This is a genomic window from Kaistia defluvii (assembly GCF_026343955.1).
Taxonomy (GTDB): domain Bacteria; phylum Pseudomonadota; class Alphaproteobacteria; order Rhizobiales; family Kaistiaceae; genus Kaistia; species Kaistia defluvii.
Map to the genome: position 1 here is coordinate 648,493 of NZ_JAPKNI010000001.1, position 13,587 is coordinate 662,079.

The 13,587-nt window shown below is 67.0% G+C and carries 13 protein-coding genes; 10 read left to right on the forward strand and 3 right to left on the reverse strand.

Going from position 1 to position 13,587, the window contains the following annotated elements; all coding sequences use genetic code 11:
* Positions 1-274: 274 nt before the first annotated feature.
* The 6 genes from OSH10_RS02975 to OSH10_RS03000 all read left to right on the forward strand — a co-directional run bounded on the left by OSH10_RS02975 (position 275) and on the right by OSH10_RS03000 (position 6,980).
* Positions 275-1,375, forward strand: a complete 1,101-nt coding sequence (locus tag OSH10_RS02975) for a sugar ABC transporter substrate-binding protein (RefSeq protein WP_266330035.1) — start codon at positions 275-277, stop codon at positions 1,373-1,375.
* 143 nt (positions 1,376-1,518) lie between these two features.
* On the forward strand, positions 1,519-2,517 hold the full coding sequence (locus tag OSH10_RS02980) for an ABC transporter permease (protein WP_266330037.1): 999 nt from the start codon (positions 1,519-1,521) through the stop codon (positions 2,515-2,517).
* Positions 2,514-4,082, forward strand: coding sequence for a sugar ABC transporter ATP-binding protein (locus tag OSH10_RS02985; protein WP_266330039.1), 1,569 nt, complete (start codon positions 2,514-2,516; stop codon positions 4,080-4,082). Before OSH10_RS02980 ends, OSH10_RS02985 begins: the two co-directional genes overlap by 4 nt.
* 4 nt (positions 4,083-4,086) lie before the next feature.
* Positions 4,087-5,046 (forward strand): ABC transporter permease, encoded by a 960-nt coding sequence (locus OSH10_RS02990; protein ID WP_266330040.1) that lies wholly within the window; start codon positions 4,087-4,089, stop codon positions 5,044-5,046.
* 45 nt (positions 5,047-5,091) lie between these two features.
* A complete protein-coding gene (locus OSH10_RS02995) occupies positions 5,092-5,883 on the forward strand; it encodes an SDR family NAD(P)-dependent oxidoreductase (RefSeq protein WP_266330041.1) in 792 nt (263 codons plus the stop codon).
* An 83-nt stretch (positions 5,884-5,966) separates the two neighbouring features.
* A complete protein-coding gene (locus tag OSH10_RS03000) occupies positions 5,967-6,980 on the forward strand; it encodes a LacI family DNA-binding transcriptional regulator (RefSeq protein ID WP_266330042.1) in 1,014 nt (337 codons plus the stop codon).
* Positions 6,981-6,989: 9 nt separating this feature from the next.
* On the opposite strand, the gene OSH10_RS03005 is transcribed toward OSH10_RS03000, so the two are convergent.
* The 3 genes from OSH10_RS03005 to OSH10_RS03015 form a co-directional block, all read right to left on the reverse strand.
* A complete protein-coding gene (locus OSH10_RS03005; RefSeq protein WP_266330043.1) occupies positions 6,990-8,615 on the reverse strand; it encodes a GMC family oxidoreductase in 1,626 nt (541 codons plus the stop codon).
* A 295-nt stretch (positions 8,616-8,910) separates the two neighbouring features.
* The gene (locus OSH10_RS03010) at positions 8,911-9,591 is read right to left on the reverse strand and encodes an HAD-IA family hydrolase (RefSeq protein WP_266330044.1); all 681 of its coding nucleotides are present in this window, start codon (positions 9,589-9,591) and stop codon (positions 8,911-8,913) included.
* 114 nt (positions 9,592-9,705) lie between these two features.
* Complete coding sequence (locus OSH10_RS03015) at positions 9,706-10,101, reverse strand: (R)-mandelonitrile lyase (RefSeq protein WP_266330046.1); 396 nt, start codon at positions 10,099-10,101, stop codon at positions 9,706-9,708.
* A 237-nt stretch (positions 10,102-10,338) separates the two neighbouring features.
* Here OSH10_RS03015 and OSH10_RS03020 point away from each other — a divergent pair, with 237 nt between their 5' ends.
* From OSH10_RS03020 to OSH10_RS03035, 4 genes are all read left to right on the forward strand, one after another.
* The gene (locus OSH10_RS03020; RefSeq protein WP_266330048.1) at positions 10,339-10,569 is read left to right on the forward strand and encodes a hypothetical protein; all 231 of its coding nucleotides are present in this window, start codon (positions 10,339-10,341) and stop codon (positions 10,567-10,569) included.
* Positions 10,553-11,590 carry a DNA topoisomerase IB gene (locus tag OSH10_RS03025; protein ID WP_266330049.1) on the forward strand — a complete coding sequence of 346 codons (1,038 nt, stop codon included), beginning with the start codon at positions 10,553-10,555 and terminating at the stop codon, positions 11,588-11,590. The genes OSH10_RS03020 and OSH10_RS03025 overlap by 17 nt, the downstream gene beginning before the upstream one ends.
* An 87-nt stretch (positions 11,591-11,677) precedes the next feature.
* Positions 11,678-12,145, forward strand: coding sequence for an MgtC/SapB family protein (locus tag OSH10_RS03030; protein ID WP_266330051.1), 468 nt, complete (start codon positions 11,678-11,680; stop codon positions 12,143-12,145).
* A gap of 108 nt (positions 12,146-12,253) precedes the next feature.
* On the forward strand, positions 12,254-13,405 hold the full coding sequence (locus OSH10_RS03035; RefSeq protein ID WP_266330053.1) for an NAD(P)/FAD-dependent oxidoreductase: 1,152 nt from the start codon (positions 12,254-12,256) through the stop codon (positions 13,403-13,405).
* Positions 13,406-13,587 lie beyond the last annotated feature (182 nt).

Genomic DNA, 13,587 nt, shown 5'->3' on the forward strand with positions numbered 1-13,587 from the left:
ACAAAAACGCCTGCCTCCGACGAGAACAGGCCATTCGGGGCCGATTGACAGCCCTCCAAGCCCGTGCATAGCTATGCAAGGCCAGAAAAACACAATGGGTCGTTGCGGAAAGTCCGAGAGACGGCCGCCAGCCTTTTGCAGCCGGACGACAGGCGCGCCAACGCCGTTTCGCCGGTGGCGGTATCATCACGACGAGGGAAGACGGACAGCCGGAAACGACACATAAAAACGGAGCCCCGGCGGCCAGGGCGTTCCAAACAGGGAGGAGTGATCCATGGGCAATAAACCCATCTCCGGCGCGTTGGGTAAGCCGATCAAGCGGCGAGACATCCTCAAGGGCGCGGGCCTGATCGGCATGGCGGGCGTTTTCCCGGCCATCCTCACCCGATCCGCCTTTGCCGCCGACAAGCCGACCGTCGTGAATTCGATCCGGTCGCTGTCCAATCCCTATCATGCGACGTGGAACAAGGGCGGCGCGGCCTTCGCCAAGTCGGTCGGGGCCGACTACGTCACCCTCGTGACCGAGGGCAACAGCGAGAAGGGCATCGCCGACATCAAGGCGATCCTGGCCAAGACCGGCGGCAATGCCGTCATCAACGTCGACCCGAACGACAGCCCGGACGCGCGGGCGATCGTCGAGGCAGCCAAGGCCGCCGGCGCCTATGTCGTCACCCAGTGGAACAAGCCGGCCGACCTGCATCCCTGGGATTTCGATCCCAACTACGTCGCCCACATCTCCTTCAGCGGCGTGCCCTACGGCAAGGCCATGGCCGAGACGCTGATCAAGAAGATGGGCGGCAAGGGCGGCATCGTCGCGCTCGGCGGCATTGAGTCGAACGTGCCCGCCATCGAGCGCAAGAAGGGCCTGATGGAGGCGCTCGCCGCCAATCCCGACGTCAAGCTGCTCGACTACCAGGTGGCCAACTGGTCGGCGACCGAGGCGCTGGACAAGACCAACGCCTGGCTGACCCAGTTCGGTGACCAGATCACCGGCATCTGGGCCGCGAATGACGACATGGCGCTCGCCGCCGTCGAAGCGCTGCGCGCCGACGGCCGCGCCGGCAAGGTGCCGGTAACCGGCGTGGACGGCATTCAGCTCGCCGTCGAGGCGATCCAGAAGGGCGAACTGGCCGGCACGGTCGCCTGGGATCCGTACTGGCAGGGCGGCATGGGCCTCGCCATCGGCTACGCCGCCAAGACCGGCGTCTTCGATCCGGCCGAGGAGCCGAAGGACCATCGGGAATTCTACGGCAAGGGCGTGATCATCACAGAAGAGAACGCCGATACCTATTATGCCGAGAATATCGCGGCCGAACCCAAGATGGACTGGAACGACATCTGGGGCCGCGTCAGCGGCCAGATCCAGTACGACTGATCTCCCGGGGCGGGCGCGCCGGGTGCGCGCCCATCGCCGGCTCCTGCGTATCGGAGCCGGCGACCTGCCGCGCGTTCCACGTCGCGAACCTTCGCTCGCGACGCCGCGCATCCCGATCGATTTCCCATGAGGCGATCCGGCCAATGACCCTTGATGCTTCGATTTCGTCCCAGGCGGCCAAACCCGCGCCACGTCGACGCTGGCGCATCGCGTCCTGGGCGCCGCTGATCGTGCTCGTGCTGCTTTGTGGCCTGATCACCCTGATCAATCCCAACTTCCTGACCTTCGGCAACATGGTGCGCATCAGCCAGGCGGCGATGATCCCGCTGGTGCTGGGGCTTGGCGCCACCTTCATCATCCTGATGGGCTCGATCGATCTGTCGGTCGAGGGCGGCTTGACGCTGTCCGCCGTCATCCTGTCGATGCTGGTGCTGAACGGTGCCAATTCCAACACCTTCGGCCTCTTTGGCGTTCTCATCGTGCTTCTCGTCGGGGCCGGCGTCGGCTTCGCCAATGGCGTCATCCATGTGCGCCTGAAGATCCCCTCCTTCATGGTGACGCTCGGCATGTGGTTCGTCGGCGTGGGCGCCGCCAACGCGCTGCTCGGCGGCATGGCGATCCGCATCAACGACCCGATGATCCGCGGCCTCGCCATCGAACGCTTCCTCGGATTTCCCTGGGGCGTCTGGCTGGCACTGTTCTGTCTGCTGGTCGCGCTCGTCATCCAGAATTACACCCGCCTCGGGCGTTACATCTATGCGCTCGGCGGCGGCGAGGACCTGGCGGCTCTGTCGGGCATTCCCGTCGGCCGCGTCCGCATCCTGACCTTCACGCTGGCGGGCGTTTTCTACGCCGTCGGCGGCGTGCTGGCCGCGGCCCAGCTCGGCCTCGGCAATGCCCAGATCGGCAATGGCCGCCTGTTCACCACCGTCACCGCCGTGGTCGTTGGCGGCACGGCGCTCTCCGGCGGCCAGGGCAGCGTGCTGCAGACGCTGGTCGGGGTTCTCATCGTCGTCGTGCTGTCGAACGGCATGGTGCTGATGGGCGTGCCGCCCAGCGTGCAGATCGGCGTGCAGGGCCTGATGATCATCGCGGCGGTCGCCTTGTCGATCGACCGCAAGCGGATGCGGATCGTCAAATGAGCGTCACCCAGCTTCACCCCGCCCCCAGGCCGGCCCCCACGCCCGCCGAGGTTTTGCCGCCCGCGCTCGCGCTCGTCCATGTCGACAAGCGCTTTCCCGGCGTCCATGCGCTGAAGGACGTCTCGATCGAGATCCGGCCCGGCGAAGTCGTCGGCCTGGTCGGCGAAAACGGCGCCGGCAAGTCGACGCTGATGAAGATACTCAGCGGTGTCTACCAGCCGGATTCGGGCGACATACTGCTCAACGGCAGCAAGACGCGCTTCGTCAGCGCTTCCGACGCCATGCGCCAGGGCATCGGCATGGTGTTCCAGGAGCAGTCGCTGCTGACCAATCTGACGGTCGGCGAGAACATCTATCTCGGCAACGAGAAGCAATTCAGCCGCTTCGGAATCGTCGACTGGCGCGCACTCTACGCTGCCGCCTCGCGACAGCTTGAGAAGGTGCAGATCGACGCCGATCCGAGGATGCGGGCCGAGGATCTCGACTTCGCCGCCCGGCAGATGGTGGAACTCGCCAAGGCGCTGACGCTGGAGGAAAATGCACCGGGCCATCTGGTCATCCTGCTCGACGAACCGACCTCCGTGCTGGAGCGGGCCGAGATCGACATCCTGTTCGCCCGCGTCCGCGCCCTGCGCGCACGCGCCTCGTTCATCTTCGTCTCGCATCGTCTCGACGAGGTGCTGGAACTCTCCGACCGCATCTATGTGATGAAGGACGGCGCCGTCGTCGCCGATCTGGTCGCCGCCGAGGCCAACGTCACGCAACTGCACCATCTGATGGTCGGACGAAGCCTGCAGGCGGAATACTACCGCGAACCGCTGCAGGTGCCCTATCGTGACGAGGTGGTCCTGGAACTCGAAGGCCTCCGCCACGCCGGCGCCTATCGCGACATCGACTTCAAGCTGCATGCCGGCGAGATCCTCGGCATTGCCGGGGTCATCGGCTCCGGCCGCGAGGAACTGACGCGCACGCTGGCGGGCTTCGCACCGCATGATGGCGGCAAGCTTATCGCGCATGGCAAGTCGGTGACGCTGCGCTCGCCGGCCGAGGCCGTCGATATCGGCGTCGGCTACATTCCGCGCGAACGCCGGGTCGAGGGGCTGGTGCTGTTCCTGCCGGTCGCCGCCAACATCACGCTGGGCGATCTCGGCACGCTGACCAAGCACGGCCTGATCGACACGCGCGAGGAGAAGCGGCTGGCGCAGGAATGGGTGCAGAAGCTCAGGATCCGCACGCCGGGCATCCACACGCTCTGCCTCAATCTCTCCGGCGGCAACCAGCAGAAAGTCGTGCTCGCCAAGTGGCTGAACGCCAAGGCGCGCATCCTGATCCTCGACCACCCGACCCGCGGTCTCGATGTCGGCGCCAAGGAGGAGGTCTACGAGCTCATCCGGGCCGTCACTGCCGAAGGCGTCGCCGTCATCCTGACCTCGGACACGCTGGAGGAGACGATCGGATTGAGCCACACGGTGCTGGTGATGCGCGATGGCGTCATCACCCACCGTGTCGGCGCCGAGCCCGGCCACAAGCCGCAGCAGGTCGATCTCATCGGACACATGGTGTAACGCGATGAACAGCATAATCGAGACGATCCGCACCGATGGGCTGCGCCAGTGGCTGCCTCTGGCCACGCTGATCCTGCTGGTGATACTGGTGGGCGCCTTCCAGCCCGCCTTCCTCGAAGTGAACACATTGCTGCAGCTTGCCAGCGATACCGCCGTCGTGTTCATCCTCGCGACCGGCGTCACCTTCGTCATCATGCTGGGGGGCATCGACCTCTCGATCCAGTCGATGGCGTCGCTTTCCAGCGTCGCCGTGGCGCTGACGCTGTCGCGCTTCGGCTACGGCGCCTTCGTCTTCGCCTTCGCACTTGGCGCCGTGGCGGGCCTGCTTTCCGGCATCGCCCATGTGCGCCTGCGCATCCCCTCCTTCATCGCCACGCTGGCCATGGGCGGCGTGCTCTACAGCGCCGCCCTGGTCACCTCGAGGGAGCGCTCGATCACGCTGGGCGACAGCGACCGCGCCTATCTCGGCTGGATCACCGGCACGGTCTTCGGCATCCCCAACGTCGTCGTCATCGCGCTGATCGTGCTGGCGATCGCGCATGTCCTGCAAAGCCGCACCCGTTTCGGCCGCTACAGCGCCGCGATCGGCGCCGGCGAACCGGCGGCCTATGCCTCCGGCGTCAAGGTCGACCGCCAGAAGATCATCGCGTTCGTCCTGTCGGGCGCCTGCGCGGCGCTGGCCGGCATCGTCCTGGTCGGCCGGCTCGCCAGCGGATCGCCGACGCTGGCGAGCGAGTTGCTGCTGCCCTCGATCGCCGCGGTCGTGGTCGGCGGCACCGCCATCACCGGCGGTGTCGGCAGCATCTGGCGCACGCTGGTCGGCGCGCTGATCATCTCGGTGGTACGCATCGGCATGACGTTTCTCGGCGTCAACATCTTCGCCCAGAACATCGTCTTCGGAGTCGTCCTGGTCGCCGCCGTCGCCATCACCATCGATCGGTCCAAGATACCGATCGTCAAGTAATCGCGTTTTTCAAAGGGCCACTCTCAAGAGGCCAGGAGCACAAGCATGGATCTCGGACTTCGCGACAAGGTTGCCGTCATCACCGGCGGCAGCATCGGCATCGGACTGGCAGTGGCCAAGGGCTTCGCGGCGGAGGGCGCCCATGTCGTCATCGCCGCGCGCGATGCCGACCGGCTGGCGGCGGCGCGCGAGGAGATCCTCGCCGCCCATTCGGTGCAGGTGGTCGCGGTCGATTGCGACGTTGCCACCGCGCCCGGCTGCGACAAGCTGCTCGCCGCCACCGAGGCGGCTTTTGGCGGCGCCGACATCCTCCTGAACAATGCCGGCACCGGCAGCAACGAAACCATCATGGATGCCCCCGACGACAAGTGGCAGTTCTACTGGGACCTGCATGTCATGGCGGCGGTCCGGCTGGCGCGCGGTCTGGTTCCTTCGATGAAGCGGCGCGGCGGTGGCGTGATCCTCAACAACGCCTCGATCTGCGCCGCCCAGCCGCTCTGGTACGAGCCGATCTACAATGTCACCAAGGCGGCGCTGATCATGGCGTCGAAGACGATGGCGACCGAGTTCATCCCGCACAATATCCGCGTCAACGCGATCAATCCGGGCTTCGTGCTGACGCCGGACTGGATCAAGACGGCGACCCAGCTGACCGCCGAAACCGGCGGCGACTGGAAGGGCTACATCGACAATCTGGCCCGCGAGAACGCGCCGATCGGCCGCTTCGCCTCGCCGGAGGAAATCGCCGATTTCTTCGTGTTTCTCTGTTCCGACCGGGCCAGCTATTCCGTCGGCTCCACCTATTTCGTCGATGGCGGCATGCTGAAGACGATCTGAGACGAACGGCGACGGAGGTTTCCGTTGAATTCCGCATGGGCGGGCGCTACGCAGGCGCCCGTCATCCCCTTCAGGTCAGCCTCATGAAAGCCTCGAGAAGGTACCCGTCATCGACCGATGTGGCGCGCCTCGCCGGCGTTTCGCAGTCGGCCGTGTCGCGCACCTTCAACAAGGGCAAGAGCGTCTCGGAAGAAACCAGCCGGAAGGTGTTCGAAGCGGCGGAGCAACTGGGCTACAGCCCCAATTTCCTGCCGCGCATGCTGCTCAAGCATCGCTCCGACCTCGTCGCCATCGTCGTCAGCGACAGTTCCAACCCCTTCTATGCCGTGGCCGTCGACGCCTTCTCGAAGGCATTGCAGGAAACCGGGCACCAGGTGCTGCTCGCCAGCGTCGATGGCGGCAATGCGCTGGACGGCATCCTGCCGCGCCTTGCCAGCTACCGCGTGGACGCCATCGTCAGCGCCCTGCCGGTGGTGACCGAAGCGGCCGCCCAGGCCTTTGCCCGGCTGCGAATTCCGATCGTGTCATTCAATACACCGGCGCACAACCAGTGGGTGGCGTCCGTCTGCTCCGACAATGCCGGCGGGGGCGCTCTGGTCGCCGATCTCTTCGTCGCACGCGGCGCCCGGACCTTCGGCTTCATCGGCGGCACGCCGCGCGATTATGCCAGCGAGGAACGCCTGCGCGGGTTTCGCGAGCGCCTGGAATCGCATGGCTGCGACCGCGTCGAGATCATGATGGGCGACTATCTCTATGAGGACGCTTTCAGGGCCACCGCCGCCCTGGTGGAGCGGCGCGAGGTGCCCGACGCGCTGTTCTGCGCCAACGACCTGATGGCCTTCGGCGCACTGGACGCGTTGCGTCGCGCTGGCCTGCGGATCCCGGACGACGTGCTGGTCGCCGGCTATGACGACGTCCCGGCCGCCGCCTGGGGCTCGTTCGACCTGACGACGGTGGTGCACGGCCATCAGGCCATGGTGGCGGCCGCGATTGCCATCCTGCACGCGCGCATGGCCGAAGCCGGCGCGGAGCCGACCGATGGCGGCACCATCACGGTGCCGGTCCGCCTGGTCGAGCGCACCACGACGCGGCGGTAGCGCCGCGCCTCATGCGCCGAGCGCTGCCTCGCGGACAGGATCCCGCGCGCCGCTCCGGTTGCCGCGGATCAGGTCGGACGCCTTTTCGCCGATCATCACCGTCGGGGCGTTGGTGTTGGACGAGACCAGGCGCGGCATGATCGAACTGTCGCAGACCCTCAGGCCCTCGATGCCGTGCACGCGCAGTTCCGGGTCCACCACGGCGTCCTCGCCATGGCCCATGCGGCAGGTACCGACGGGGTGATAGGCGGTGCGCGCCGCCGAGCGGGCGAATTCCTGGTATTCGGCCAGCGTGCGCACGCCCTTGCCCGGAATGTGTTCTCCCGCGAGGAAGGGCCTGAAAGCGTCCTGCGCCATGATTTCCTGGCTGAGCTTCACGCCGTCGACGGCGCGCGCCAGATCATAGGGATCGGAGAACGCGTTGGTGTCGATGCGCGGCGCGTCGTTGGGGTCGGCCGAGCGCAGGGTCACGGAGCCGCGCGATCGCGGGCGCGTATGGTAGGAATTCAGCGTGCAGCCATTGCCGCCCGGCACCGAGCCGACGCCCTTCTCGACGCCCGCGCCGGGCAGGAAATGGAATTGCAGGTCCGGCGTCTTCTCGGCCCGGTCGCCCCACCAGAACGCGCCGCCCTCGACGATATTGGATGCCACCGGCCCCTTGCCGAGCGCCAGGTATTCGAGCCCCGCCATCAGCTTCCAGTGCGGCTTCTTGTATTTGTCGAAGCTGTGCGGCCCGTTCAGCTGGTAGACGATGTCGATATTGGTGTGGTCCTGCAGGTTCTGCCCCACGCCGCGCAAATCGTGCACGACCGGGATGCCATGCTCGCGCAGATGCGCCGCCGGGCCGATGCCCGAAAGCATCAGCAGCTTGGGGGAACCGATGGCGCCGGAGGCGACAATCACCTCACGCTCGGCGCGCAGGATCTCGCTGCGCCCGTCGGTGGCGATCTCGACGCCCACCGCTCGGCCCGCTTCGACGACGATGCGGCGGGTGAGCACGTCGGTGCGGACGGTGAGGTTCGGCCGGCCCAGCGCCGGCTTGAGATAGCCAACCGCCGTGCTGCAACGCCGACCCTTGCGCGTTGTCGACTGGTAGAAGCCGGTGCCGGCCTGGTGGGGGCCGTTGAAGTCCGGGTTGAACGGCAGCCCCGCTTCCTGTGCCGCCTGGACGAAGACGCGGGTCAGCGGATGCGGCGAGCCGCTGCTGACGCCGAGCGGGCCGCCATGGCCGTGATAGGGGCCGGCGAAGGTGTCGTTGTCCTCGGAGCGGCGGAACAGCGGCAGGATTTCGCGGAACGACCAGCCGGTGCAGCCCTCCTCCTCGGCCCAGGCGTCATAGTCCTCCGGGCAGCCACGGGTGAAGACCTGGGCGTTGATCGAGCTGCCGCCGCCAAGCACCCGCCCTTGCGGATAGGGAATGATGCGCCCGTTGACGGCCTTGCCCGGCTCCGTCTCGTAGCCCCAGGAGAGCGGCCCGGCGGAGATCTTGAAGAAGCCGACGGGCATATGGATGTAGCGATCGGTATCGCGCGGGCCGGCCTCGAGCAGCAGCACCGATACGTCGGGATCCTCGCTCAGCCGGGCCGCCATGACGCAGCCGGCGGAGCCACCGCCGACGATGATGTAATCCGGCATCCAGAACCTCCCATCGCGAGGCCGCAACGGGAGCCGTCCGACGTCATGGACCTCCCGTTCGCGCGCCCGAAAAAGACGGTACGCCGACAGTCTCCCCCCGCCGGCGTTCCCGATCCACGAAGCCTAGCGCATGGCAGGTCGGCGCGCTTCGCCAAATATGCGCCCCGTGAAGATCACGACGACATTATGATCGCGTTCTCCGTCGCCTGGAGCGGGGGGTTGCAGGCCAGCCCCGGCGACGGAGCGGCTGCAGCGCGTCAGCGGAGCCCTTCGCCGGCGTGCGCCGCACCGGGCATCAGTCCAGGGCGAGATCGCGGGATACCGTCAGACGGCCATCGGCATCGCCGGACACCCGCAATCCCTCGTAATGGCTGATGCCGGGATGGCTGGAAGCGAGCGGCGCGGTATGCGTCGCCTGGATCACCAGGACGCTGGCGCCGGCGCGCTCGCCGGCTTCGATGCCGGCCGGGGCATCCTCGAAAACAAGGCAATCCGACGCCACGACGCCGAGCCGGCTGGCGGCGAGCAGGTAGCAATCCGGCTCGGGTTTGCCGATCGCCACGTCGTCTGCGGTGACGAACACCGCCGGCGGCGTCAGGCCCGCCGCCTCCAGCCGGCGAAGCGCGAGCAGACGCGGCGCTGACGTGACCAGCGCCCAGCGATCCGCCGGAATGGAGCCGAGGAATGCCGCCGCGCCGCCGATCTCCCGCACGCCGTCGACGTCGTCGATCTCGGCCTGGAGGATCCATTCCGCCTCGGCATCGGCGTCGATTCCGGGCAAGGCCAACTGACGCACCGTGTCGATGGCGCGCTTGCCATGCAGCGTCGGCAGGAAGGCGGCAACGTCGAGGCCATGCCGGCCAGCCCAATTCGACCAGACGCGCTCCGCCGCCTCGATCGAGGTCAACAGCGTCCCGTCCATGTCAAACAGGAACGCCGCAAAAGAACGTCCGCCGAACAGCGCATCCGTCGTCATGGAAAGCCTCTTGCTGATGGCGTGCGCGCGGATCGCGGCTCCGCCGGAATGATCGCTGCGACCCTTACCCGCCTTGCCGCCCGCTGTCAGCCCCGCCCATGCGGACCCAGCCCTTCAGCGACCGTATTGCTCCTCGGTGACGGGCTCCATCCAGTCGACGACCTTGCCCTCGAAGACTTCCTGGATGGCGATGTGGGTCATCGCCGTTGTCGGGCCGGCGCCGTGCCAGTGCTTTTCACCGGGTGAAAACCAGATGACGTCGCCGGGAAAAATCTCCTCGACCGCGCCGCCGAGCCGCTGCGCCAGGCCCTTGCCCGCGGTGACGATCAGGGTCTGGCCGAGCGGATGGGTATGCCATGCCGTTCGCGCGCCCGGCTCGAAGGTGACGCTCGCGCCCTGGACGCGCGCGGGATCGAACGCGTTGAACAGCGGATCGATGCGCACCGTGCCGGTGAACCAGTCCGCAGGCCCCTTGCCGGATGCCTGGGTGCCAACTCGCCTGATTTCCATGTCGCCATCCTCGTCCGGTTCGTGCCCATGACACAGACATAGCGTGTTTTCGAGTCAAGCGAGGCCCGCTTCTCGCCCTGCCTGCGGTACCCGGCCGGTCGGGGACGCCCGGCGCAGCCCGCTTCGCGTGCCACTTTGAAAAATTCCGCGCACCCAGCCGGGATCCGGCTGGAACTTGCGACGCGCACCGTCGTTGGAGCCATCACCGACCCCATCTCGAGCAGCAGGAATAAGGTCATGACGGCGATTTCAGAGCAGACCATCCGAGACGAAGCCGAGCGGATCTTCGAGGCGAAGGGTCGACCGATCTGGTCCCATCCGCTCGACTACTGGACGGAAGCGTCCAACCTCCTCGCTCGGAAAACGGCCAGCGAACCGAAGCGAGAGGCCCGTCTCGCGAGGATCGACTTCGGCACCTCGCCCCTGCGCACGGCCAGCCCGCAGGGCCATGATGCCGGACAGCTCTGAGCTCGAGGAAGCCATTGCCGCGTCCGAGCCGCTGGAAGGGCTGAAGCGGGCGCGCGCCGAGGATCTCGGCATCCGCAGGCGGCGGCGTGGGCGCGGCTTTTCCTATGTCGATCGCAAGGGGCGGACGATCCGCGCCAAGGCTGCCTTGGAGCGGATCGCCAACCTCGCGATTCCGCCCGCCTATGAAGACGTTCGCATCTCGAGCGACCCTACCTCGCATCTGCAGGCGATCGGACGTGATGCGGCCGGGCGCTGGCAGCACCGGTACCATGCGAACTGGACCGGCGTTCGCGAATCCCGGAAGATCGAGAGGCTGGCGCTGCTTCTCGACGTGCTACCGAAGATCCGGGCCCGCGTCCGTACCGATATGGCGCGCCGGAAGCTCGACCGCGCAAAAGCGCTTGCCTGCGCCGTCGTGATCCTCGACGAGACCCACATTCGCGTCGGCTGCGAGGCCTATGTCTCGACAAGCGGCGCGCGCGGCGCGGCGACGTTGCTCAAGCGCCACTCCAGCCTCGGCAATGACCAGGTGCTGCTCTGCTTTCGCGGCAAGGGCGGCACCCGGTTCCGCTGTACGGTGCTGCACGCTCCGCTCGCCCGTGCGCTGAGCCGGATCGCCGAACTTCCCGGCCGCCGCCTGCTGCAATACCAGGATGCCTCCGGCGCGGTCCGCCCCATCCACGCGCAGGAGATCAACGCCTATCTGAAGGAGATTTCGGGCGCCGAGATCACCGCCAAGGATCTCCGCATGCTGGCCGCCAACGCGCTTGCGGCGCAGGAATTCGCGGCCATGCGGCCCGAGCCGGTCGAGACCCGCCAGCGCCGCCAGATCGCCGCCGTGATGCGGACCGTGGCGGAGCGTCTCGGCAATACGCCTGCCGTCACCCGCAAGAGCTATGTCCATTCCCGCATCGTCGAGGCGTTCGCGGCGGGCGGGCTGCCGGACATCGTGAAGACCTGTCGGAGTGTCGGCCTGCGCAAGCGCAGCGAGAGCCTGGTGAAGCGGCTGATCGCCTCCTGACCCACATGGAAAACCTTATGGATTGAGGCGGGAACCCGAACGAGGCGAAATCGTTTATCGGCGGCCAGAAGGAGGCACTCGCCCGACATGGAAGAATTCGCACAGCAGTTTGGCCAGAAAACCTGGCTGCCCTTCTCCGTCATCTCCGCGCGCCTGCTGCTGGCAGCGCTGCTGGGCGCCGTCGTCGGCTTCGAGAGGGAATGGCGGAACCGCCCCGCCGGGCTCCGCACGCATATCCTGATCTGCGTGAGCACGGCCGCGATCGCGATCATCGCGACGGAGATAACCCATCTGGGCGATTTCGGCGGCCAGGAAATCCGGATCGACCCGCTGCGCCTGGTCGAGGCCACCACCGCCGGCGTCGCCTTCCTGGCGGCGGGCCTGATCTTTTTCTCCAAGGGCGAAGTGCATGGCCTGACCACCGGGGCCGGCATGTGGCTCGCCGGCGCGGCCGGCCTCGCCGTTGGACTGGGCTTCTGGCAGATTGCCCTGCTCTGCACGGTAATCGCTCTGGTGACCTTCGCGCTGCTGTCCTTTCTCCCTCGCGGCCGGTAAGGGATGGGGCAGGATCTCGACTTCACAAGCCCTTCCGGCGATTCCTCGATCCACCCGCTACGGAGTGGCTCCGGCCCCTGGCAGCTTGGCGGACCGCAGAAGATGCCGATGCTGCGCGTCTCCGGCACGCAAAGCTGCGACGTCGTGGTCATCGGTGCCGGCATCACTGGCGCCATGACGGCGGAAATCCTAACGCGGGCCGGCCATTCGGTGATCGTCGTCGACCGGGCGTTTCCCGGACGGGGGAGCACGGCCGCCAGCACCGCCATGCTCCTTTGGGAGATCGATTCTTCCCTGGTCGAACTGGCCGATCTCTACGGCTTCGACAAGGCTTCCGCCGTCTACCAGCGCAGCCTGCTCGCGGTCTCCGGCATCGCCGATCTGGTCGAGCGACTTGCCCTGCCGTGCCAGTTTGCGTTGCGCCCCTCGCTCTATCTGGCCCCGCCCGGCGAAGGCGCGGGCGATCTGGCGCAAGAGCATGCGGCTCGCGCCCGGGCCGGCCTGCCGGGTTCCTTGCTGTCGCGCGAGGAACTGATCGGCGCTTTCGGCTTCGACAGGCCGGCCGCTCTTGTGTCGCCCGGCTCGGCCGAGGCCGATCCGGTCCAGCTCTCGCACGGCCTGCTGCAGGCCGCATTCCGGCGCGGCGCGAGGCTGGTCGCCGACGAGGCCGTCCGTTACGACTGGGACGACGACACGGCCTATGTCGCGCTCGCATCCGGCGCCTCGCTGAACGCCAGGAAGGTTGTGCTCGCAACCGGTTATGACATGCCGGATTTCGTGCGGTCCGATCTGCACAGCATCGTCTCGACCTGGTGTATCGCCACCGCCCCCGTGCCCGGCAACGCGATCTGGAACGACCGCGCCCTGCTCTGGGAGGCGGCCGATCCCTACCTCTATGCCCGGCTGACCCAATCGGATGAAATCATCCTGGGCGGCGAGGATGAGGTGATCGAGGACGCGGACAAGCGCGATAGCAAAATGGCCGAGAAGTCGGCAGCCCTGGCGCGCCGGATGCGCGCGCTATGGCCCGATCGAGACTATACCTTCACCTCGTCCTGGACGGCGGCGTTCGGCCAGACGGAAGACGGACTTCCGCTGATCGGCCCGGTGCCGGGCGCGCGCCATATCCTCGCCGCCTACGGCTACGGCGGCAATGGCATCACCTTCAGCTTCATGGCTTCGCGCATCATCGCCGAACTCGTCGCGGGTGCGCCAAGGCCATGGTTCGACGATTTCGCGCTCGATCGCGGGCAACCCTAGGGGGATTAAGGAGACGAGCCCAAACGTGCCAGCGATAGGTGCCGCGCGAGGACGGAACACCGGGTGATTGTATAGATTGGAAGATCAGGGAGGTGGGCAGATGTTTTCGGGGATGAATCTGGATGGCGTCGCGCGACACGCGCCGACTGTCCCACGACCTCGACTATTCTCGCCTGCCGATG

Bases quoted from the DNA above. Each gene is read 5' to 3' on its own strand.
- OSH10_RS03010 (WP_266330044.1), bottom strand. From the start codon at position 9,591: ATGACGACGGATGCGCTGTTCGGCGGACGTTCTTTTGCGGCGTTCCTG.
- OSH10_RS02975 (WP_266330035.1), top strand. From the start codon at position 275: ATGGGCAATAAACCCATCTCCGGCGCGTTGGGTAAGCCGATCAAGCGG.
- OSH10_RS03030 (WP_266330051.1), top strand. From the start codon at position 11,678: ATGGAAGAATTCGCACAGCAGTTTGGCCAGAAAACCTGGCTGCCCTTC.
- OSH10_RS02985 (WP_266330039.1), top strand. From the start codon at position 2,514: ATGAGCGTCACCCAGCTTCACCCCGCCCCCAGGCCGGCCCCCACGCCC.
- OSH10_RS02980 (WP_266330037.1), top strand. From the start codon at position 1,519: ATGACCCTTGATGCTTCGATTTCGTCCCAGGCGGCCAAACCCGCGCCA.
- OSH10_RS03025 (WP_266330049.1), top strand. From the start codon at position 10,553: ATGCCGGACAGCTCTGAGCTCGAGGAAGCCATTGCCGCGTCCGAGCCG.
- OSH10_RS02990 (WP_266330040.1), top strand. From the start codon at position 4,087: ATGAACAGCATAATCGAGACGATCCGCACCGATGGGCTGCGCCAGTGG.
- OSH10_RS03000 (WP_266330042.1), top strand. From the start codon at position 5,967: ATGAAAGCCTCGAGAAGGTACCCGTCATCGACCGATGTGGCGCGCCTC.
- OSH10_RS03015 (WP_266330046.1), bottom strand. From the start codon at position 10,101: ATGGAAATCAGGCGAGTTGGCACCCAGGCATCCGGCAAGGGGCCTGCG.
- OSH10_RS03005 (WP_266330043.1), bottom strand. From the start codon at position 8,615: ATGCCGGATTACATCATCGTCGGCGGTGGCTCCGCCGGCTGCGTCATG.
- OSH10_RS03020 (WP_266330048.1), top strand. From the start codon at position 10,339: ATGACGGCGATTTCAGAGCAGACCATCCGAGACGAAGCCGAGCGGATC.
- OSH10_RS03035 (WP_266330053.1), top strand. From the start codon at position 12,254: ATGCTGCGCGTCTCCGGCACGCAAAGCTGCGACGTCGTGGTCATCGGT.
- OSH10_RS02995 (WP_266330041.1), top strand. From the start codon at position 5,092: ATGGATCTCGGACTTCGCGACAAGGTTGCCGTCATCACCGGCGGCAGC.